Here is a 20,067-nt window from a genome sequence, read left to right as displayed (position 1 = left end):
ACTAAACTTTAATATCTACCAAAGTACCTAATACTTCATCTGCTGTACGAATCGTTTGCGTGTTTGCCTTCGCATTAAACTCTTCCACTTTTAGGTTCACCAACGCTTCATTGAGTTTTGCAGGCTGAGAAACTGGCGCTGTAACCGCCTCATCACTGCTCGCTGCCTGTAATTGACGCTGCTGCGCTTGTTGCTCATCCGTTTGTGTTTGGACAGTCGCACGGTTTATTTCAGCCGTGGCTCGTTCAACACCTTGACTTGCTCGGTTGAAACCTTCCAAACCTGTGTTTAACACATCACCTATTGGCATACACAACTCTCGATTCAAATACACATGGTTAATTATTGCGCAAAAATCAGTAAAAATAAAGTATGATTAAGCAAAACTTCTCCCATCCTAAAGCGCTAATTTTAAAGTATTGATTTTAGGTAAGATATAAATTCTGCTCGGTGTGAAATAAAAGGAGCATGAGACGCTTTTGCTACAATTTCATACTCAAAGTTAGGGTTCAATAACGCCATTTTGTTACATGCACTTTTAGGTACCAATGCATCAAGACGACCAAAAAAACCATAAATAGGTTGCTGCAACTGGCTAAATGTTTGTCTTAAATCCTGACTTTTTAGCAAGTCCAATCCAGCGCTCAACGCCATCTCATTTGCCTTTGGCTGCTGTTTAAGTAATGCTCTGAGTTGTTTGATATCTTCCTTAGCATGTTCACTTCCCATTGCTTGAATAGCTAAAAACCGTTCTATTGTTTTTGCACTATCGTGGCTAAGTTGCAGTTTAAAATCATCCAACACATGTTCTTTGATACCCGCCCAATTAACGCTTTCTACAAAATATGGAGTAGAAGCCAGCATAACTAACTTGGATACTTTTTCTGGAAAATGTTGCGCCAAATACAGTGCAACCAATCCACCTAAGGACCATGCTACTAAAACGCTGTTTGGTTTGATCTGTTCCGCTAAGATACTGGCAACAGATGCTAGAGTATATTCTCCCTCAGGGATGTCTGCACCGCCAAATCCAGGTAGATTTAAACATTGAATATCTCCGTCATAGTGAGTACTCAGTTCCTCAGCACACACCTGCCATACAGCTTTGCTCATTCCCCAACCATGTAAAAATACCAAGGTATTTTGCATTTCTATACTTCCTAAACCAAACTTCCAGATATGATAACGCCTTAGCAAGATAAAGTAACGAAGGGACTCAGTATGGTTATGGATTGGCTATTCCCCTCTCAGTGCGTATGCTGTCAAAATTTCACATCAAATAGGGCAAAAATATGTGAATTTTGTCTTGCCGATTTTCCATTTTTTATATTCGACCAGCATAACCTATTGTTACGTCCGGATGTTGCTAGACTCGTTAATTTACCTCATTGCGAAGGGCTGGTAGCCTGTGGTTGGTATCAAGGAGCGTTAAAGGTCTGGCTTAGTGAATATAAATTTCACCAGAGGTCACACCACAAAGCAGTTTTACAACAGCTGATCACTTATCAGATGCAACGATTTTGGCTAACTGGCAACTTCTTACCTGATGTGTGCTTTATTATGCCACTGTCAAATAGGCGATATTTTTGGCGTGGATTCAATCAAGTTACCCAAACTTGGATGCCTGCCTTACAAGGCATCTCACCAATTAGTAGTGCTTTAACCCGCATAAAATCGACTAAGCCCCAAAGCATATTAAATCGAAAACAACGGCGCAGTAATATCAAAGGTGCGTTCAGTGTAAAGCTAGATCTTCAAGGGAAAAAAGTCGTGATCGTGGATGATGTTATAACAACAGGAAGCACTATGGATGAAGCAGCACAGGCTTGTTTAGAAGCCGGTGCTGCGAAAGTATGGGCATTTGCTACGGCCTTAACGCCCTTGCTCGGTAAGTAGCCTACCAAAGAACAATGTATTAGTGACCACTCTGCTGGTCCCGTACCAATAACCTCTAAATACAGGGTTGTCTGTCATAGCAATCACTGAACCTTGTCCCAACCGATGCGCAATGACACTCGCATTATTTGCGATTTTTACAACATTCTCGGGTGCTGCATAACCGGCAAGTTGTGGCTTGTCGAGATAACGCCCAACAGTCAGAAATGGCTGTTCAGTGGGCTTCAGTAACCAAGTACTATTTTTGAAAACGGGTAATAGCTCCCTTTGCAAGCCAAAGCTTAAAGGGTGAGATAGATCCATTTTGGTCGCAAAAATCGCACCCGCAATACGTTGTTTGGCAGATAGGTGATCTCGATCTTTGTAAGACAACTGCTTGGTATCAAACTGTTCAGACATCTCCTGGCGCGAAATTGTTTGTGCTTTGAGTAGCTGATTATCCACCAACCACTTCGCTCCACGCTTATGCCCCCAAATCACACCACCTTCTTTAACCCAGCTCCTCAACTTGTTATTCAGCTGCTCGGTCAGCTCTGAATAGTTTCCATCTACCAAAATGATATGGCTATACTCACCTAATGAAACTTGAGACAAGCGAGTCTGCTCGACTATGCTTGGCGCAAGTTCAATGTGTCTGTCTAAGTGATACCACATTTCGCCCAACTCATACTGGCTCACTCCTTCTCCGCCCACTAGCAGCACTTTTGGAGACTTCACTGGACGCATAAAACGTGAGCCTAAGTCTATTCCATCACTCGTCAAGCCACTTTGAATTGAGGAGATACCAACATTAAACTTACTTTGTGCCTGATTGAGTATTTCTAACCACTTTTCGTTACGTTGTAATCCAGCTGGAATAACGATACTGCCCGCTTTGAATTTATGTATACCCACCGTAGTTTTGGCACTGAACGCTTCCAGCGCAACCCGCGCCTCAATACCGTTTTTCAATAGAAAGTTGAGCATTTTCGGTGCATTAAACTGCTGCCACGCAAAAGCAAAGGCATAGCCATTCGCTAATTCGCTTTGCTGTCTTGCCGATGGCTCTCGCCATACATCAGCGCCAAGCTTCAACGCTCGTGTACTCTTAACTGACTCAAATGGCAGGTTAAAAGCATGGGGCAGGGTCCAGCCTGAAACATCATAGAACGTATTGTCTTTAAAGTTTTTCTGCTCTGAAAACGCCGCTTTCACCAAACGGTACTGTGGCTGCTCAAATGGGATGAATACATCACCTGCTTTAAAAGACTTGTAATCACTTGTTAAAGGATATGCATCTATCTGGTGTTGTTTTAGCAACTCCAGAAATGCAAAAAACTTTTGCTGATCACCATCTGCGGCTACCAGATAACCTGCAAAGTCTTCTTTTGCAGCAAGCTTGTTAGCTTCACCATAAAATTTTTGCTGATAGTTCAATAATTGCGCTTTATGTTTTACTACACCTGAAAAGGTGGACAAGCTTGTTGTGAGCTGGTTCTTGATTGTTTGCGCAAAATGCAAAGTGCCATTGATGGTCTCCTGCACATGCCCGCGACTGCTAGCCTGCTCGAACAAGATCCCCACGGAACCGTTAATATCCGGATAAGTTGATCCTTTTCCATAATAGAAATCGTCAAAACTTTCTTGGGTAAAATATAACTGCTTTTCATCATCCAACGCCTTAGCATGAAAGTTTGCCAGCATGTCGGTGAGCTTTACATTTTCATCAGGAGTTAATGGGTGAGTTCTTGATGGTATCCCTGGTTGAAAAAAGTAACTGCTATTTGGGCCCATTTCATGGAAGTCGGTGAGTACGTTTGGTTTCCAATCATGAAACTTTGCTATACGTGCTCTAGATTCTGGATGCTGTAACAATAACCAATCGCGATTTAAATCAAATAAATAATGGTTAGTACGCCCCGAAGGCCACGTCTCAACATGCTCTCGATGTTGGGGATCAGAAGACAAAGTCATACCTCGGTTGCTGTTGGCCCATTGTGCAAAGCGAGCAAGGCCGTCCGGATTCAAAGATGGGTCTAATAGAATAATAGTATTATCAAGCAAGTGGTCTATTTCAGCTCCTTGAGCCGCTGCTAAATAGTACGCAACTAACATTGCAGCATTGCTGCCTGAAGGTTCATTACCATGGACACTGTATCCCATCCATAACACAGCGGGTCCACTGCTATCCTTAGATGAGTCATTTAATCGAGCCAAGTGTTGCTTGCGTATGCTTTCTATATTGTCTAACTGGCTTTTGTTAGAAATGGTGAGCAATATGAGCGGACGCTGCTCGTGACTATAGCCGATGGTTTCAATATTAATGCGCTCGCTTTGCTGGGCAAGTACTTTTAAATACTGCACCAATTGATCGTGACGTACGTGCCACTGCCCTACTTCATAGCCCAATACATCACTAGGCTTTGCAATATTTTGGTTAAATGTAATTGAATCAGAAAAGTAATAATCGAGTGGCTTTGCAGCTGCAAAAAACAAACTTTGCACAAGCAGTATTATCATAGCCAATAAATAGCGCATAAAATTAGACCTTTTTCTTCGTTGGATTGCCACACGCTAGCAGGTGTCATCAAGCCCTGCCAAATTTTTACGCTCAATACTGGCGACAATACGACGAGGGGAGTATCATAGGCATTAACCGAGTAATTTAGTCAAGTATAGTCAGAGTTATGATCACAATTTCAGAATCAGCCCAAACGCATTTTGCTAAACTGCTTTCAGATCAAGCTGAAGGCACTAATATTCGAGTATTTGTAGTAAACCCTGGTACATCTCAAGCGGAGTGTGGTGTTTCATACTGCCCAGCAGATGCAGTGGAAGAAACTGATATTCGCCTACCATTCAATGGCTTTGATGCCGTAGTAGATCAAGAAAGCGCGCCGTTTTTGGAAGACGCAGAAATTGACTTCGTCACCGACAAGATGGGTACACAGTTAACCTTAAAAGCGCCAAACGCTAAAGCGAAGAAGTTAAGTGAGAATGCGTCGTTGCATGAGCAAGTCGAACATATGCTCACAACCGAAGTAAACCCTCAACTAGCAAATCATGGTGGTCAAGTGAGTTTGGTAGAGATCACTGCCGATGGTGTTGCAGTCGTCCAGTTTGGTGGTGGGTGTAACGGGTGCTCTATGATTGATGTAACGCTTAAAGAAGGTATTGAAAAAGAAATGATCGCCAAGTTTGAAGAGATCACTGGTGTGAGAGATATCACAGAGCATCAATCTGGCGAGCACTCATATTATTAAACTCTATGCTTAAGCAGACCATCTATCGTTTAGGACAACAACCAAAAGTTAGTCTTAAGCGCTTTTTAATAGGCATCGTGTTGTTTGGCTGCGCAGTCGCAGCCATTGCCTATGGCTACTATTTCCAGCCCGTTGTGCAACTTGTCGGACTGATAATTCTACTCCCCGCACTTTTTTTTGCGCTCTGGGGTTATCTAGGGATTTTCGCTAATCGTTTCGCTCAGGTTATTGTAACAATGTACCCTGACGATGAAGTTGATGATAACGATAGGCCAAAGTAACTCCCCGTAATGTCATAAAACAACTCATAGCGAACCATAAACCATGATTTTGCCAAGACATCGTCAGCACAAACGGTAGAAAAAAGCCCAAAGCAGCCGAAAGTAGCATACTATTTCTCATGGTCTTGGCCCTTGTTAAACCGACAAACACACCATCAAAGATAAAGCACCCCATCGCAAGGATTGGCAACAACGTCAGCCAAGGCAAATACAACTGCGCATGGGCTATAACTTCTGGGATATCTGTAAGCAAGCGAATAAGTCGCATGCCAAATGTTGCAAAGAACACCGCATATAATAACGCGAATATACCTCCCCAAAACACACTGATCTGCACCCAAAGTCGCAAGCTTGTAACATCTTGCTCTCCCTTTGCGTGTCCGACTTTGGCTTCAGCAGCGTATGCAATGCCGTCAAGCGCAAAGCTGACAAGCATTAAGAAGTTTAACAATACAGCATTGGCTGCTAGGGTCGTTTCCCCTAGACGCGCACCATAGAAAGTCATAAAGCTAAAACACAGTTGTAATAACAGAGAACGTATAAAAATGTCTCTATTTAAACTTAATAACTGACTCGTTTCTGCCACGGTTGGCAGTTTCCAAAGCCAGCCTATGTGGTGTTTGACGAATAGCTTTTTCACCAAAAATAGCGCCAACCCCAAAGCACTGTAATCAGCAATCAATGAAGCCCAGGCAGCTCCCGCGACACCCCATTCAAATACAACAACAAACAAGATATCAAGAGCGATATTAACTATATTGGTGAACAACACCAGATAAAATGGGCCTTTCCCATAATGCATTCCTAACATAAAGCCCAATAATACCAAATTACACAATGCTGCTGGCGCGCTATAGATTCTTATTGAAAAGTACAACTGCGCTTGGTTAACAACCTGTTCAGATGCACCGGACAATTTGGCTATCGTTGTCATCAATAATGGTTGCAGCAAAATCAACGTGAACGCAAAACCCATCGCCAAGATCACACTACTTTGAAACAACATTCTTAGCCTGTTAGTATCTTTAGAACCCAGAGCCTGTGCTATCACTCCAGTGGTGCTCATTCTAAGAAAGCTGGCAAGCCAGAACAATACAGCGATGCTGCTTGCCCCTAGAGCAATTCCAGCTAGATAATGTGCCGATGACAAGTGACCAATAACTGCGGTATCAACCAAACCTAGCAGGGGAACAGAGATGTTTGATAAGATCATCGGCCCAGCCAAAAACAACAAACTCAGGTGGTAAGATTTATAATGGCTAAAAAAATTCTTCATTTATTGTCCGCGTTGCTGTTGATAAGTATGAAATGTGCTTCAGCGGCGGTGATCTTACAGTATCACCATGTGAGCGAAAAGCTGCCTGCTGTCACCTCTTTAAGTGCCGAGCAGTTTAGAGCACACTTAAGCTACCTAAGAGACTCTCAGTTCAAGGTAGTACCACTGGACGAGCTACTTAAGTCACTGCGTAAAGGCGATACATTACCAGCAAAAACAGTTGCTATCACCTTTGATGATGGATATGACAATAACATCGAACAGGCTGCGCCAATTTTGCAAGAGTTTAACTACCCTTACACCATTTTCGTAAACCCGAAATTGATTGACGAGCAACAAAACTATGTCATGACGTGGCCGCAATTGAAGCAATTAGCATCTAAAGGCGCACTGATAGCCAATCATAGTGCCAAACATGACTATCTGCATAAGAGACTACCAGATGAAAGCCTACCGCAATGGAGAACACGAGTTAGTCAGGATATAACTTGGTCAGAGCAACGAATAAAAGATGAAGTAGGCCATCATGCTAAGCTGCTGGCATATCCATATGGTGAGTTTAATAACGAATTAAGGGCACTGGTTAAATCTCTCGGTTTTACTGGTATAGGCCAGCACTCTGGCGCAGTAGGCATAGACTCAGACTTCACACGGATCCCTCGTTTTCCCGCATCGGGAGTATACAGTGAGCTAGATACGCTTAAGGTAAAATTAAACTCAGTACCGTTTTCCATAGCAGAGCTAAGCTATGACGACTCTGTAACTGATATGCAACGCCCTTCATTACGCATTGATTTTAAAAAAATAAACTTTAATCCCGAGCAGTTCACCTGTTATGTATCGGGGCAAGGAAAAGGAAATATCGAGTGGTTAAACGACAAACAAGTACGTGTTGAAGCGGTGAAAAACCTACCCAAAGGACGCTCACGATATAATTGTACTGCACCGGTAAAGGGACAACCAGGACAATTCTTTTGGTTCTCCCAACCTTGGGTGATTCTCTGAAATACTACTTTTTACAGGCATTCAATAGGGCATGCGTTATCTCATGAAGAGGAACAATAGATTTAACAGCATTCAACTCTACAGCGGCTTTTGGCATTCCCCAAACGACCGATGTCGCTTCATCTTGAGCAACGGTAAATGCCCCAGCCTGAGACAACCGTAACATACCTTTTGCACCGTCACTCCCCATTCCCGTCAGAAGCGCTGCGTATACAGATTTACCTAACGGAACAAGCGAATCAAATAACACATCGACCGCTGGCTTGTGTCGATTGACCGGCTCGGTGTCTTCAAGCTCACATAATAGTTTTCCCGATTTTTTCACCACTTTTAGGTGCTTATCCCCTGGAGCAATGAAAACATGCCCAGCCATCAGCTGATCGCCCGTTTCTGCTTCTTTCACCTTGACTGAACAGCAGCGATCCATTCTCAACGCGAAGGAAGTGCTAAAAATAGGCGGAATGTGCTGTGTTACTACCACTGGAGGTGAATTAACAGGTAATCGCACAAGGACTTCCTTGATAGCTTCAGTACCACCCGTTGAAGCGCCTATCGCCAAGATAGCATCACTTCTAAATTGCATACGCATATTGTGACTTTTCGGCGAATCAGTATGGCTTGCTTGCACCTTGTATGAACGTACACGAGCATGTGCCGCAATCCTGATTTTTTCATGTACAGCTTGTGTATAACTCTTGAGCTGAGACACAACATTCGCAGCCGGTTTGGCAATAAAATCAACTGCTCCAATTTCTAGAGCTTCTAACGTTGCAGGTGAACCTTGTTGTGTCAGGGTAGAAATCATCACTACTGGCATAGGCCTAAGGCGCATTAAGTTACGCAAGAAACTAATACCATCCATGCGAGGCATTTCAATATCCAACGTTAACACGTCTGGGTGTAACGATTTAATCATCTCTCTTGCTTGATATGGGTCTGCTGCAGCGCCGACCACTTTTATATCGGGTGCTTGATTGAGGATCTCTGTTAGCAAGCCACGGATCAGTGGTGAATCATCAACAATCAATACTGTGATCATACTTACCCCTAAAACAGCTCAATATCAGTATTGGCATCTTGAGACTCAATGTCATGAAGATAACGCACCTCGCGTTTTTCAATCGTATCATTATGCATTTCCCTGAGTTTTTTGACTTGCGCTTGACCTGTTTGCGGGTGAAACATTACCTTTCTAGGCCAAGGTCCACCAACATCATGAGAAACAAGTTGCAATCCTTCTTCTTGTACATAAGCGTTTGCAAAACGAATATTGCCAATTCCAATATCTGTCATAGCTCGAATGATCTTGCCACCGCCGAACAACTTAACTTTCAAGTTACTACGAGAAGCGCCATTTTTAATCACTTCATTGATTAGAAATTCCATTGCCCAGTTACCATAGCGACAGTTTAAATCATCTGCATGAATATCTTTGATATTTTTCGCACCGGGCAACATAAAATGGTTCATACCTCCTATGCCACGCACGTCATCATAAATACAAGCGGCGATACACGAGCCCAATACAGTGGAAATATACTCATCGCTTTTTGAGACATAAAACTCTCCGGGTAAGACTTTAGCAATCACCGCTGAGCGCCCTGAGTCCCAAAAACGTTTCACATGCTCAAAGCCTGTTAATACTGGTCCCATATGACTATTCATGACTCGCCTTTTGATACATAGTCTTGCCTAAGTTGATAAACTCAATGTGTTCTTTTCCCATCGTTTCAGAATGGCCAATGAACAAGTGTCCCTTAGGAGCTAGTAACTTATGATAACCTGCAAATAGCTGATCTTTTGTTTCTTTATCAAAGTAAATCAGTACATTTCTACAAAAAATGAGATCAAAAGGCCCTTTCATTGGCCAATCTTCGAGCAAATTAAGTCGCTTAAAAGAAATGAGCGCCTGAAGAGCCGGTTTGACTTTATATGACTCTCCGTCAGGGCTTTTTAAAAACCATTTTTTTAACTCTGCACCTTCGAGTCCTGTAATGCTTCTAGCACTGTAAACACCAGTTTGCGCCTTTAGCAGCACATTAGAGTCCAAATCAGTTGCCAATATTTTAACATCCCAACCTGAGGGAAATCGCCCAAGAATCGTCATTGCGATACTGTATGGCTCCTCCCCCGTCGAGCAGCCAGCCGACCAAATTCTGACCCTCTTTGATGTACTATTACGCTCTAAAATCAGCGGAATTACCACATTCGACAAATAGTCAAAATGATGTTTTTCTCGAAAAAAAGAAGTCAGGTTAGTCGTAATCGCATTGATAAAATGACTGAATTCGTCAGCCTCATGGCTATCCACCAGTTCAATGTATTGCTTAAATGAAGAAAGGTTATTAGCTCTAATACGACGCGCTATTCGCGAATAAACCATCTCCTTTTTATGTGGCCCAAGAACAATGCCACATGCTTTATACACACGTTTCGACAGTCCATCAAAATCATCATCCGTAAAGGTAAACTCTCGCATGTTTCCACCTCACACAAGTTCTCCTGATGAGGGCCGGTAAATTACAGACCCTCTCTTTGACATCGGACTAGAATTCCTCCCATTCCTCAGAACTATCAGAGAACTTATTACCAGCTGGCATCGACTTTAGTTCCAGCTTACTGTCACTATTTTTAGCCTTTGGTGTAGCACCGATTGCCGGTGCTGCCGAAGATTGCGGTGGTAACAAAGCATGTTCAGCATTATCTATCGCAAAAAAGTGTAATAGTTTACGCATATCATTCGCTTGCTCTGCCATTGACTCTCCAGCAGCGGATGCTTCCTCTACCAATGCAGCGTTCTGTTGTGTCATCTCATCCATTTGTGCAACAGCTTTATTCACTTGTTCAATACCTGAACTTTGCTCAACAGATGCTTCAGCAATATCAGAAATCATTTCAGTAACACGTTTCACAGAAGCAACAATATCTTTCAAGGTTGCACCGGATTCGTTCACCAATAATGTACCATCTTCAACTTTGCCAACACTGTCTCGGATCAAATCTTTAATTTCTTTTGCTGCACCAGCGGAGCGCTGTGCCAAATTACGAACTTCACCCGCAACGACTGCAAAGCCTCTGCCTTGTTCTCCAGCTCGCGCAGCTTCCACCGCAGCATTCAGAGCAAGCAGGTTAGTTTGGAAAGCGATTTCATCAATCACGCCGATAATATCCGCGATTTTCTTACTTGACTCATTAATGGCCGACATACTTTCAACCGCTCGGCTTACAACTTCACCACCTTGAATCGCTTTATCACACGTTTCTTCTGCAAGTCCATTGGCTACTTTTGCGTTATCAGCATTTTGCTTCACTGTACTTGTCATTTGCTCCATACTTGAAGCAGTCTCTTCCAGTGACGAAGCCTGCTCTTCTGTGCGTTGACTTAAATCAGCATTACCTTGTGAAATTTCCTCTGCGCCACTAGCAACAAGGGCTGCTGAAGCACTTATCTTGTTAATGACCTCAGTCAGTTTGTCTGCGGTACTGTTGGCATCACGTTTTAATTTCTCAAATGCGCCTTGATACTCACCAGTAATTCTACGAGTTAAGTTACCATTTGCTAAAGCATCAAGCATCTGTGCGGTGTCAGATACAGCATCATCTACGATGCTAACTAACTGGTTTAAGCCTTTAGTTAAGCGTAAATAGAACCCTTCTTTCCCGTGCTCATCAAGACGGACTCCAAGATTTCCGCCACCCGCAGATGCAACTAAATCATTCACCTCTTTTTCAATCGCAACTTCATTGGTTCTATCATCCCACTCAACAACCGTCCCAATTCGTTCACCCTCAGAGTTAAGTATTGGGTTTGCCACTAAACCAAAAGTTCTACCACCGACTACAATTTCTGTACTGTAAGCCGATGTTAATTTGGCAAGCATGCCTCTTTGATGTGCTGGGTTTTTGTGGAATACATCTATGTTTGCGCCAATTAGATTATTTGCATCAAATTGTGGTAAGTCTTTGCGGATATCACGCTCCGCATTGCGCATCATTTCTAATACGGCTTTATTCATATAAACGATGTCATGGTCATGATTTGCTATCATGGTATTTGTAGCAACATTATCGAGTGCTCGTTTGACTCGCGTGTTTTCATATGCGGTTTCGCGTTCTTGCTGCTCTCTGATAAGCCTTTGTGTTTTGTCTTCCCACTCAACAACTGTACCTAGACGATTATTACTCTCGTCGAACACTGGTGTTGCAATGAGCCCAAACGTAAACCCTGCTACCTCTATATCTGTTTTGTACGTATCGGTTAAACCATCGAGCATTTTCCGTTGGTGACTTGGATTGGCATGAAACACATCTATACATTCACCAATAAGCTTTTTAGCATCAAAGTTAGGTAACGCCTGACGGAGCTGAGCTTGATTGTCGCTTAGCATTTTTAGAACTGAGTGGTTGGCATAAACGATATTGCAGTCCCCATCAGCGAGCATTACATTCGCCTGACATACATCCAGTGCACTGGTGATCCTTGCATTGTGTGCAGCAAGTGCTGCCTGTTTCTGCTCAAATGCCAATTTTTCAGTAACATCTTTCCACTCTACCAAAGTAGCTATACGCTCACTTTCTGAATTAAATACGGGAGTTGCGATTAAGTCGAATGTCAAACCGGCAACATTTATTTGTGTGGTATACACTCGGTTAAGCGTCGCCAAAATACTCCTTTGGTGAGCAGGGTTATGGTGAAATTCATCAATATTGGTACCAACCAAACTATCGACATTGAATTGAGGCAAACTCTCTTGTAACTTGCTCTCATTCGCCTTGAGCATCTTTTTAACAGATTCATTCAAATAGGTAATATTTAGATTTGTATCTGCAATCATAATATTTGCTTGGCAGGTCTGAAGTGCATTCAGCAAGCTTTCAATATGATTTTTATCCTCATGGCTGCTTTCTACAACATTAACTCTAGCAAGCTCAGGTAAAGCACCTAAATCTAACCTCGAAACCATATCTGGCTCAGTAAGTTGCAAATAAGGTAATGCAGCATTCAAGCATGCTAGCTTATTTGTTGCGGTATCGAGCACTCGCTTTAAGTACAGTATGGCGACTAACACAGCAACAACTGGAAAACTGATAATTAAGCCGTTTTCAGCATTAATCGCTACGCCTAAAAATTGAAAAGCGCCGATGATGACGGCCACCAGCACTACCCCAACAATTAACAACTTATTATTGATATCACTTTGCATGCTTTCACCTTTTCCGTTATTCCTAACTTTGCGCGACTTGTTTTGAGTTTAGGTCTAGTACTTTTGCTAAGTTCAGCAACACAACCATTTTTTCACCCACATTAACGAGTCCATGTACATATTGCCCGTTATCTGAGTCTTGAAAATCAGGCACATCTTTTGCTTTCTCTTGCGAAATGCTATACACATCAGATACAGCATCAACTACCAATCCCATAACCTTTTGTTGCTCTCTTATTTGCACAGACACAACAATCACAACGGTCAGTGGACCATAGCTAATGCTCTGTATTCCAAACCTCAACCTTAAATCTATGATTGGCACGATCGTACCGCGTAAATTTATCGCCCCTTTAACAAAACTGGGGGAGTTTGGGATGGCTGTTACATCTTCCCAACCTCTTATTTCCTGCACGGCTAAAATATCTAGGCCGTACTCTTCGCCCGCCATCATGAATGTTAAATATTGATTCTCATCTTGCTGCTTTCGCAAATTCAGCTGATGATTTAAATCCTTTTGTTCACTCATTAAGCCACCTCATTACTGTGTTGTTCCACTAGCAACTCTTGTGACCCAGGACGCTTTAATCCACTTAGCTTTATTAAGCCTGATATATCAACTATTAGTGAAACTCGACCATCACCCAATATTGTGGCACCCGAAATGCCATCAACTTTTTGATAATTGGCCTCTAGACTTTTAATCACAACCTGTTGCTGTGCTAGCAAATCGTCTACCAACAAACCCACTTTGTGGTTATCACTTTCAACCACCACCAGCAGTGTTTTGTCGAGTTCCTCTATCGCTCCCTGATGATTAAAAATGTCATATAAACGCAGAATGGGGATATACTCATCTCGCAGCCTGAGCACATCGAGGTCTTTTCCTACTCGACTCACTTTACTGATATCTATTTGCAGCGATTCAACAATAGATATTAATGGAATGATGTAAGTATGCTGTGCCACTTGCACTAGTTGACCATCCAGAATAGCGAGGGTCAGCGGTAAACGAATTGTAAAGGTAGAGCCGAGACCACGGGCTGACGATACTTCAACTGAGCCGTTTAAAGCTTGAATATTTCGCCTTACAACATCCATGCCCACACCACGTCCTGAAATATCACTGACCTCGTCTGCCGTTGAAAACCCTGGCATGAATATGAGCTCATTTACTTCATCACTGCTAAGTTCTTCATGTGCTTGTATCAGCCCATTGTCAATCGCCTTCTGGCGGATCTTCTCCGTATTTAGGCCTTGACCATCATCCATAATCTCAATCACAATATTTCCCCCCTGATGGAACGCATTAAGTGTTACCGTTCCTACAGGGTCTTTACCCGCAGCAATTCGCTGTTCAGGTATTTCCAAACCATGGTCTAAGGAATTGCGAACTAAATGGACCATGGGATCCGATATTTTTTCCATGACGGTTTTGTCTAACTCAGTTTGCTCACCGAGTAACTTCAACTCCACCTGCTTATTGAGTTTTTGTGAAATATCTCTCACGAGACGAGGAAAACGGCTGAATACAAAACTAATAGGTAGCATTCGAATCCGCATTACATTTTCTTGTAAGTCGCGGGTATTATGTGCTAACTGCGCAAGCCCTTCTTGCAAAGCGGTTATGGTTGATTCAGTTATTTCCTGCTCACCTATCTGACTCAACATCGCCTGTGTAATTACTAACTCCCCAACCATGTTTATCAGCGAGTCAACTTTGTCTATTCCAACACGGATCGAATTAGAGGTAGTGGAGTCTGCACTCTTTTTGCTTTCTGCTTTTTTTACAAGTTCTTTATTGGTAGCCGCCGGTGCTGTTGGCGTTTGCACCACTGGTTTCTGTTCTGACTGCTGTTCACGTTTTTCTGAGATATCTGAGCCTGCACCTTCAAAAATCCCACCACACATTCCTATTGTGATCTCGGCATCATCCTCAACCCATTCGAATATCTCTTCAATGGCTCTTTGCTCTTTATCAGTTGTTAAGAAAAAGCGCCAACTTAGAAAGCACTCGTCAGGGTGCAATTGTTGAATATCTGGAACGGCGTCATAAAATGCTTTTGTTTCAATATCACCAAGTTCACCTAACTCACTAATCATAAACAGTGGCTCGTTGCCCGTTTTAAAAAGGTGTGGTTTGGGTTTAAAATCAATTTGATAGGTATTTAGTGCGAGGTCTGCCGTAACCTCCGAGGAGTCTTCTGGTATTGAAGCGCTTTCCATACCAAGAATAGCTTCAAATTTGCCCCGCAAAGCATTTGCTTCTTCCAGATCGGGGGTTTCTTCAGCTTGTAGCGCTCTGAGCAATGTTCGTAAGCAATCGACAGACTTAAGTAATAGATTAACGTATTCTGTTGTCAGTTCACGTTGACCATCACGGATTTGGTCAAGAAGAGTTTCAAGTACATGAGTAAAATCAGAAACTGACGTAAACCCAAAGGTGCCGCTCCCCCCTTTAATTGAATGGGCAGCCCTAAAAATAGTATTTATTGTCTCTTTATCTTCAGTGCCTGGCTCTAAATTTAAAAGCTCAGACTCCATCGCGTCCAAACCCTCAAAGCTTTCTTCAAAAAATACCTCAAAAAACTGGCTCAGATCGATACTCATAAACCCAGCTCCTCAGTTTAGCGAATTACTTTTTTTAACACCGCTAATAACTGCTCGGGATTAAATGGCTTAACTATCCAGCCTGTGGCGCCTGCAGCTTTACCCTCTGTTTTTTTATCTAGACCAGATTCGGTAGTGAGCATCAGTAAAGGCGTAAATTTATAGTTAGGTAAGTTTCGTAACTCTCGAATCAGAGTGATACCATCCATGACTGGCATGTTCACATCTGAGATCACTGCGTCAAAGCCTTGTTGCTTTGCGATGTTGAGCGCTTCACTACCGTCGCGTGCTTCCGTTACATCAAACCCTGCTTTTTTTAGCGTAAAGCCAACCATTTGTCTCATTGATGCTGAATCATCTACTGCCAAAATTTTCTTCATACCAACCCCTTAATTTGAACCATCTAGCGCTAAAAACTCTGTTAAACCCAGCTCTGCCACAGCATGGGAAAATGCTTGACTTTGCCCATGCCAAAGAATCTTGTGGCTGACTGTAAAAAGGTGCTTTTGCAATGCACATAGCAACTGGATTGACGCTGTATCAATACGACTTACTTCAGATACATCGATACAAACATCCTGCTCAGTCTCTAACTCCTGAAGTAGTTGCTGATGCAGCTCCTCTACCTTGCTAACAGCTAATTCTGAAGGAAGTTTTAACATTTTTGGGCACAGTTCTGATTTATATACTCATAAATTTAGCTTAGACGCTGATCACGAAAAAGCCATAAAACTTATGACAAGAAAGACAAATTAATGAAGGTGTTAGGAAAAGTATTTGGTGGCAATACGCCACCATCTATTACTCTGTATATTGCGAAGCAACTATTTTGAAATCCTCAACGATCAAGTCGCTATTTATCAAAGGTACTTCACTTGGGAGAAACTGTGCTTTAAAGATAGCGGTTAATGCTCCATTTGGATTCATCAATGCAACAGATGCACTATGGTCTACATAATAGTCATTACGATCACTGTTATTGATGGCATAGATTAATCCCATGTTTCTCACTAATGGAAACAATTGAGCATGTTCATTACTTAAAGCTTTAAAGTCGCCATTAAAGTAGTCGATATAAGCTTTGCGTTTTTGGACATCATCTCTTTTAGGATCGACTGATACAAACCAAATATTGACAGGATACGTATCTTTAAGCTGTTTATGGACGCTTGTGAGCTTTGCCAAAGTCATAGGGCAAATATCAGGACAGTTGGTATACCCTAAAAAAACGAAGGTCCATTGCCCCAATAAAGCTTGCTCAGTGACGAGGTTATTGTTTTGATCATATAGCTCAAAGTTAGACAATGTCTTCGCTTGTTGATAATGGATGGTATGCTCAGACACTTCTTCGGGCTCTGAGCATGAGACCAATAACACGAATAGAGCAACCCACCAAACCCTCATTACATCCACCACCTATCGATAAATAATGCGACAAATAGTATCAGTAAATAACTGATCGAAAAACGAAAAAGTGCCATAGCTCGCTGCTCACACTGGTGCAAATACAAGTTGATACTTTTACCAATAAATATCGCATTGAGTAGCACCGCTGATAACAAGTAAATCCACCCCGACATGCCGATTAAATAAGGCAACATACAGACTATCGCCAGCAAAATGCTATACGCGATAATACACAGCTTGGTAAATGCAACACCATGGGTAACGGGTAACATCGGAATATTGGCTCTTTGATAGTCATTTTTTCTGGCTATTGCAAGCGCCCAAAAATGGGGCGGTGTCCATGTAAAGATTATCATTACCAACAACCACGGTGGCGCGCTTAAAGAACCTGTTTCGCTGACCCAGCCCAGCAACGGAGGCATTGCCCCCGCTAACCCTCCGATTACAATATTTTGTGGCGTGGCTCGTTTCAGAAATAGGGTATAAACTACCGCATATCCAACCAATGCTCCGAGCGTTAATAAGGTACATAGTAAATTACTCCAAACCAGTAACAGGACACAGCCAACCACCGCGATAACAAAAGCAAATATCAATGCAGCTTTAATGCTAAGCTGTGAAGTCGCAACGGGTCGATGGCGTGTACGTGCCATTTTTTTATCTATTTCTCTGTCTACAACGTGATTCACTGCGGCGGCTGACGCCGAAAGCAATCCAATCCCCAGCAAACTCATCATTTGTGCAACCCAACCTCGCTGCATATCAGGTGCTAACGCAATGCCTATCCATGCAGTCAGTACCAACATAAGGACAACTTTGATCTTACAAATCTCTAAATAATTGCCAAGTGTCAGTTTAGAGGCCAAGTGCCACTTTTGAGATAATTCTAAAACAGTCATATTGTAGCTCCTTGTTTTGCAGCTAATAAAAAGCATAATCTAACCATGCTTAGTAATAGCAATGCAGCCATCACATTATGAAAAAGAGTGAGTAGTAGTGGGAACTGAAGATGTACTATCAATCCTCCTAAGAAAAGCTGAGCAAACAGCACACAGCACACTAGAACAACCGCGTTTTTTATCTTAGAGCTGGTCTCAGCTCTATATATTTTCCAACCAACCCAAACAATGGTTAGAGCCGTGACCATGGCCCAAAGGCGATGAATAAAGTGGATTGAGAGTCTCGTTTCAAATGGTAAGACGCCAAACTCGTAATTACTTTGCCCTACAGGTAAGTGAAACAAGCTTTCGATTGAGAAAAGCTCTATGTTGCTACACACTGGCAATCCAGTGCAATGAGGCGCTGCATAATTTGCAGCGACCCATCCGCCTAGCGCAATTTGGATTACTAACACAACCAGTGCTGCTATCGCCCACAAGAAATGTCCAGCATTGGAGGCTACGGCGATATTAGAAGATTGGTGAACGCGTAAATACATTAGTACCAGCAGAGCTAAAATGGTAAAACCACCTAATAAATGCCCCATCACCACAAATGGCTGAAGATTCATTGTGACCGTCCACATACCCAGCATCCCCTGAAATAACACCATCACCATCAATAACAACGAGTGCTTAAAAGGTACCACGGCTTGTTGAGTGCTTTTGTTCCTGCGTTGCCTAAAAGCAATAGCGCACAAAACCACAATTAATAACCCCAACAATGATGCAAAATAGCGGTGTATCATTTCGATCCAAGCTTTTTTGGGCTCAACCTGAGCATTTGGAAAGTTCTGTTCCACGACAGATAACTCGTGAGACTCGTTCGGCACCGTTAAAAATCCGTAGCAACCTGGCCAATCTGGGCACCCTAATCCTGCATTACTAAGGCGCGTGTATGCGCCCAGTGAAACCACCAACAAAGCAAGCGTACACGCTGCCAAAATAAGTAACTTATATCCCTTATTCATGTAGACTCCTTAGCTACTACGCGCATATTTCAATAGTTTTTTTAAATCTTTAAGTAAACCTTTTTGCTCAAGTCGATTCTTTTCTTCATCTTGGTAATACTGATACTGCAATACCACAAGCCCACGATGGTCTATCAAGTAAAGATGTGCCTCAGGCAAGTCTTCTTCTAGCTGATAGCTTTGATATTGACTAAGGTCTGTGACTTCATGACTGCGATTAAGCACCGCCAGACCGACATGTTTCTGGTGTTTACCAAGTGCTGTATATAAATTTTGCAAAGCGCTCAATTGTGCCTCACATGCGCTTTGACACGAGTCAGGCGCATTAATCGCAATGGTCCATAATTCATTGTTTTGCACATGCCAGCTCGGGACACGCACCTCGGATTGTAAAAATTGTCCATGATTGGTTGTGTGCTCAGGTATCCACTCTAACTTTACCGCTGTATAGGCAAGTGCCAAAGGCACGACACAGCAACCAATAAATACACCTAAAGGTTTTGAAATCATTCGTGCTCTCCTTTTTTTATTGCGAAATACGCCACCAGTGCCGCCGCCAAAGCGATTAACAACCACTGCAGTGCATAGGCTTTGTGCTTTTCTGGGGGCATAACCACATGTGTGTAATGAGGGTTTGCAAGGATTGGGTTGCTTCCGTATTGATATGCCACCAATGGGAATATCTGCTCGTCAGAGCGCTCGCTAAGAAAGTCTATATCTATATATTGTAGGAGTTGCGGTTGAATAGCGTCCATACTCGGTTCGGATGCAAGCGTAAAACCGGCAATATCCTCAGATTTAATGACGACCTGTAAGGAGAGCGATTGCTCCGGCAGCGTAATACTTGGGATCTGACGTTCACGAAGAGGCCGAATGAAACCTAGATTGACGAGTACTTTTTTCTGGGTGTAACCACTTAAAGCAAACAACGCGAGTACATCAAACCCCACTTGACCGTTTAAAGTTTGGTTATCTAAAAACCAAACAAAGGATGGTAAAAATCGACCTTTAATGGTGGTGAAAAGACCATTATTTTGCTGCGCTGGTAACGCTAAAATCTGCTCCGCAGTTAAGTTCAATTGCTTATCCTGTTGTGCAAGCAAGTGCGCCTTATCTTTCGCTCTTTGCCACTGCCATGCCGCCAGAGCTAAACAAGTACATATTACGATAATGACTATCACCAACGTAATAACTGAACTAGACTTGAGCTTAACTTTTTTTTGCATAAGGACTCGCT

Annotated in this window: 20 protein-coding genes; 3 read left to right on the top strand and 17 right to left on the bottom strand. The window is 42.6% G+C overall.

What is annotated here, in order from left to right:
• Position 1: 1 nt before the first annotated feature.
• Entirely contained in the window at positions 2-310 is a 309-nt protein-coding gene (locus C2M32_RS02270; protein ID WP_105166901.1) for a hypothetical protein, read from the bottom strand.
• A gap of 101 nt (positions 311-411) precedes the next feature.
• Positions 412-1,149: a pimeloyl-ACP methyl ester esterase BioH gene (gene bioH, locus C2M32_RS02265; protein ID WP_105166900.1), complete on the bottom strand. Its 738-nt coding sequence runs from the start codon at positions 1,147-1,149 to the stop codon at positions 412-414.
• A gap of 198 nt (positions 1,150-1,347) precedes the next feature.
• On the opposite strand from bioH, the gene C2M32_RS02260 reads away from it, so the two are divergent.
• On the top strand, positions 1,348-1,896 hold the full coding sequence (locus C2M32_RS02260) for a ComF family protein (protein ID WP_158678079.1): 549 nt from the start codon (positions 1,348-1,350) through the stop codon (positions 1,894-1,896).
• On the opposite strand, the gene C2M32_RS02255 is transcribed toward C2M32_RS02260, so the two are convergent.
• Complete coding sequence (locus C2M32_RS02255; protein WP_105166898.1) at positions 1,873-4,413, bottom strand: M14 metallopeptidase family protein; 2,541 nt, start codon at positions 4,411-4,413, stop codon at positions 1,873-1,875. The genes C2M32_RS02260 and C2M32_RS02255 overlap by 24 nt on opposite strands.
• 149 nt (positions 4,414-4,562) lie before the next feature.
• Between C2M32_RS02255 and nfuA the strand changes: the two genes are divergently transcribed.
• A complete protein-coding gene (nfuA, locus tag C2M32_RS02250) occupies positions 4,563-5,138 on the top strand; it encodes a Fe-S biogenesis protein NfuA (protein WP_105166897.1) in 576 nt (191 codons plus the stop codon).
• A gap of 225 nt (positions 5,139-5,363) precedes the next feature.
• Here nfuA and C2M32_RS02240 read toward each other — a convergent pair whose 3' ends face one another.
• Entirely contained in the window at positions 5,364-6,695 is a 1,332-nt protein-coding gene (locus C2M32_RS02240; RefSeq protein WP_199886095.1) for an MATE family efflux transporter, read from the bottom strand.
• On the opposite strand from C2M32_RS02240, the gene C2M32_RS02235 reads away from it, so the two are divergent.
• Complete coding sequence (locus C2M32_RS02235; RefSeq protein WP_105166895.1) at positions 6,675-7,700, top strand: polysaccharide deacetylase family protein; 1,026 nt, start codon at positions 6,675-6,677, stop codon at positions 7,698-7,700. The genes C2M32_RS02240 and C2M32_RS02235 overlap by 21 nt on opposite strands.
• A gap of 4 nt (positions 7,701-7,704) precedes the next feature.
• Here the strand turns inward: C2M32_RS02235 and C2M32_RS02230 are convergent, their stop codons facing one another.
• The 13 genes from C2M32_RS02230 to C2M32_RS02170 form a co-directional block, all read right to left on the bottom strand.
• Positions 7,705-8,739, bottom strand: a complete 1,035-nt coding sequence (locus C2M32_RS02230; RefSeq protein ID WP_105166894.1) for a protein-glutamate methylesterase/protein-glutamine glutaminase — start codon at positions 8,737-8,739, stop codon at positions 7,705-7,707.
• A gap of 8 nt (positions 8,740-8,747) precedes the next feature.
• A complete protein-coding gene (cheD, locus tag C2M32_RS02225; RefSeq protein WP_105166893.1) occupies positions 8,748-9,365 on the bottom strand; it encodes a chemoreceptor glutamine deamidase CheD in 618 nt (205 codons plus the stop codon).
• Positions 9,358-10,179, bottom strand: coding sequence for a CheR family methyltransferase (locus C2M32_RS02220; RefSeq protein ID WP_105166892.1), 822 nt, complete (start codon positions 10,177-10,179; stop codon positions 9,358-9,360). Before C2M32_RS02220 ends, cheD begins: the two co-directional genes overlap by 8 nt.
• A 67-nt stretch (positions 10,180-10,246) precedes the next feature.
• The gene (locus tag C2M32_RS02215) at positions 10,247-12,904 is read right to left on the bottom strand and encodes a methyl-accepting chemotaxis protein (protein ID WP_105166891.1); all 2,658 of its coding nucleotides are present in this window, start codon (positions 12,902-12,904) and stop codon (positions 10,247-10,249) included.
• Positions 12,905-12,926: 22 nt separating this feature from the next.
• Positions 12,927-13,433 carry a chemotaxis protein CheW gene (locus C2M32_RS02210; RefSeq protein ID WP_105166890.1) on the bottom strand — a complete coding sequence of 169 codons (507 nt, stop codon included), beginning with the start codon at positions 13,431-13,433 and terminating at the stop codon, positions 12,927-12,929.
• On the bottom strand, positions 13,433-15,514 hold the full coding sequence (locus C2M32_RS02205) for a chemotaxis protein CheA (RefSeq protein ID WP_105166889.1): 2,082 nt from the start codon (positions 15,512-15,514) through the stop codon (positions 13,433-13,435). The genes C2M32_RS02210 and C2M32_RS02205 overlap by 1 nt, the downstream gene beginning before the upstream one ends.
• A gap of 17 nt (positions 15,515-15,531) precedes the next feature.
• Positions 15,532-15,894: a response regulator gene (locus C2M32_RS02200; protein WP_105166888.1), complete on the bottom strand. Its 363-nt coding sequence runs from the start codon at positions 15,892-15,894 to the stop codon at positions 15,532-15,534.
• Positions 15,895-15,903: 9 nt separating this feature from the next.
• Positions 15,904-16,176, bottom strand: a complete 273-nt coding sequence (locus C2M32_RS02195; protein WP_105166887.1) for an STAS domain-containing protein — start codon at positions 16,174-16,176, stop codon at positions 15,904-15,906.
• Between the two features lie 139 nt (positions 16,177-16,315).
• Positions 16,316-16,918: an SCO family protein gene (locus C2M32_RS02190; protein WP_105166886.1), complete on the bottom strand. Its 603-nt coding sequence runs from the start codon at positions 16,916-16,918 to the stop codon at positions 16,316-16,318.
• Positions 16,918-17,820, bottom strand: coding sequence for a heme o synthase (gene cyoE / locus C2M32_RS02185; protein WP_105166885.1), 903 nt, complete (start codon positions 17,818-17,820; stop codon positions 16,918-16,920). The genes C2M32_RS02190 and cyoE overlap by 1 nt, the downstream gene beginning before the upstream one ends.
• A complete protein-coding gene (locus C2M32_RS02180; RefSeq protein ID WP_105166884.1) occupies positions 17,817-18,830 on the bottom strand; it encodes a COX15/CtaA family protein in 1,014 nt (337 codons plus the stop codon). Before C2M32_RS02180 ends, cyoE begins: the two co-directional genes overlap by 4 nt.
• A gap of 9 nt (positions 18,831-18,839) precedes the next feature.
• Entirely contained in the window at positions 18,840-19,340 is a 501-nt protein-coding gene (locus tag C2M32_RS02175; RefSeq protein WP_105166883.1) for a transmembrane cytochrome oxidase associated protein, read from the bottom strand.
• Positions 19,337-20,056 carry an SURF1 family protein gene (locus C2M32_RS02170; protein WP_105166882.1) on the bottom strand — a complete coding sequence of 240 codons (720 nt, stop codon included), beginning with the start codon at positions 20,054-20,056 and terminating at the stop codon, positions 19,337-19,339. Before C2M32_RS02170 ends, C2M32_RS02175 begins: the two co-directional genes overlap by 4 nt.
• Positions 20,057-20,067: the final 11 nt, after the last annotated feature.

It is taken from the genome of Pseudoalteromonas sp. T1lg23B, from assembly GCF_002964665.1.
Classification (GTDB): domain Bacteria; phylum Pseudomonadota; class Gammaproteobacteria; order Enterobacterales; family Alteromonadaceae; genus Pseudoalteromonas.
The sequence above is the reverse complement of the archived record's forward strand: the minus strand, read 5'-3'. Positions and strand labels throughout refer to the sequence as shown.

Excerpts from the sequence above, each read along its gene's own strand:
- C2M32_RS02270 (WP_105166901.1), bottom strand. The coding sequence starts at position 310 with ATGCCAATAGGTGATGTGTTAAACACAGGTTTGGAAGGTTTCAACCGA.
- bioH (WP_105166900.1), bottom strand. The coding sequence starts at position 1,149 with ATGCAAAATACCTTGGTATTTTTACATGGTTGGGGAATGAGCAAAGCT.
- C2M32_RS02255 (WP_105166898.1), bottom strand. The coding sequence starts at position 4,413 with ATGCGCTATTTATTGGCTATGATAATACTGCTTGTGCAAAGTTTGTTT.
- nfuA (WP_105166897.1), top strand. The coding sequence starts at position 4,563 with ATGATCACAATTTCAGAATCAGCCCAAACGCATTTTGCTAAACTGCTT.
- C2M32_RS02235 (WP_105166895.1), top strand. The coding sequence starts at position 6,675 with ATGGCTAAAAAAATTCTTCATTTATTGTCCGCGTTGCTGTTGATAAGT.
- C2M32_RS02240 (WP_199886095.1), bottom strand. The coding sequence starts at position 6,695 with ATGAAGAATTTTTTTAGCCATTATAAATCTTACCACCTGAGTTTGTTG.
- C2M32_RS02230 (WP_105166894.1), bottom strand. The coding sequence starts at position 8,739 with ATGATCACAGTATTGATTGTTGATGATTCACCACTGATCCGTGGCTTG.
- cheD (WP_105166893.1), bottom strand. The coding sequence starts at position 9,365 with ATGAATAGTCATATGGGACCAGTATTAACAGGCTTTGAGCATGTGAAA.
- C2M32_RS02220 (WP_105166892.1), bottom strand. The coding sequence starts at position 10,179 with ATGCGAGAGTTTACCTTTACGGATGATGATTTTGATGGACTGTCGAAA.
- C2M32_RS02215 (WP_105166891.1), bottom strand. The coding sequence starts at position 12,904 with ATGCAAAGTGATATCAATAATAAGTTGTTAATTGTTGGGGTAGTGCTG.
- C2M32_RS02210 (WP_105166890.1), bottom strand. The coding sequence starts at position 13,433 with ATGAGTGAACAAAAGGATTTAAATCATCAGCTGAATTTGCGAAAGCAG.
- C2M32_RS02205 (WP_105166889.1), bottom strand. The coding sequence starts at position 15,514 with ATGAGTATCGATCTGAGCCAGTTTTTTGAGGTATTTTTTGAAGAAAGC.
- C2M32_RS02200 (WP_105166888.1), bottom strand. The coding sequence starts at position 15,894 with ATGAAGAAAATTTTGGCAGTAGATGATTCAGCATCAATGAGACAAATG.
- C2M32_RS02195 (WP_105166887.1), bottom strand. The coding sequence starts at position 16,176 with ATGTTAAAACTTCCTTCAGAATTAGCTGTTAGCAAGGTAGAGGAGCTG.
- C2M32_RS02190 (WP_105166886.1), bottom strand. The coding sequence starts at position 16,918 with ATGAGGGTTTGGTGGGTTGCTCTATTCGTGTTATTGGTCTCATGCTCA.
- cyoE (WP_105166885.1), bottom strand. The coding sequence starts at position 17,820 with ATGACTGTTTTAGAATTATCTCAAAAGTGGCACTTGGCCTCTAAACTG.
- C2M32_RS02180 (WP_105166884.1), bottom strand. The coding sequence starts at position 18,830 with ATGAATAAGGGATATAAGTTACTTATTTTGGCAGCGTGTACGCTTGCT.
- C2M32_RS02175 (WP_105166883.1), bottom strand. The coding sequence starts at position 19,340 with ATGATTTCAAAACCTTTAGGTGTATTTATTGGTTGCTGTGTCGTGCCT.
- C2M32_RS02170 (WP_105166882.1), bottom strand. The coding sequence starts at position 20,056 with ATGCAAAAAAAAGTTAAGCTCAAGTCTAGTTCAGTTATTACGTTGGTG.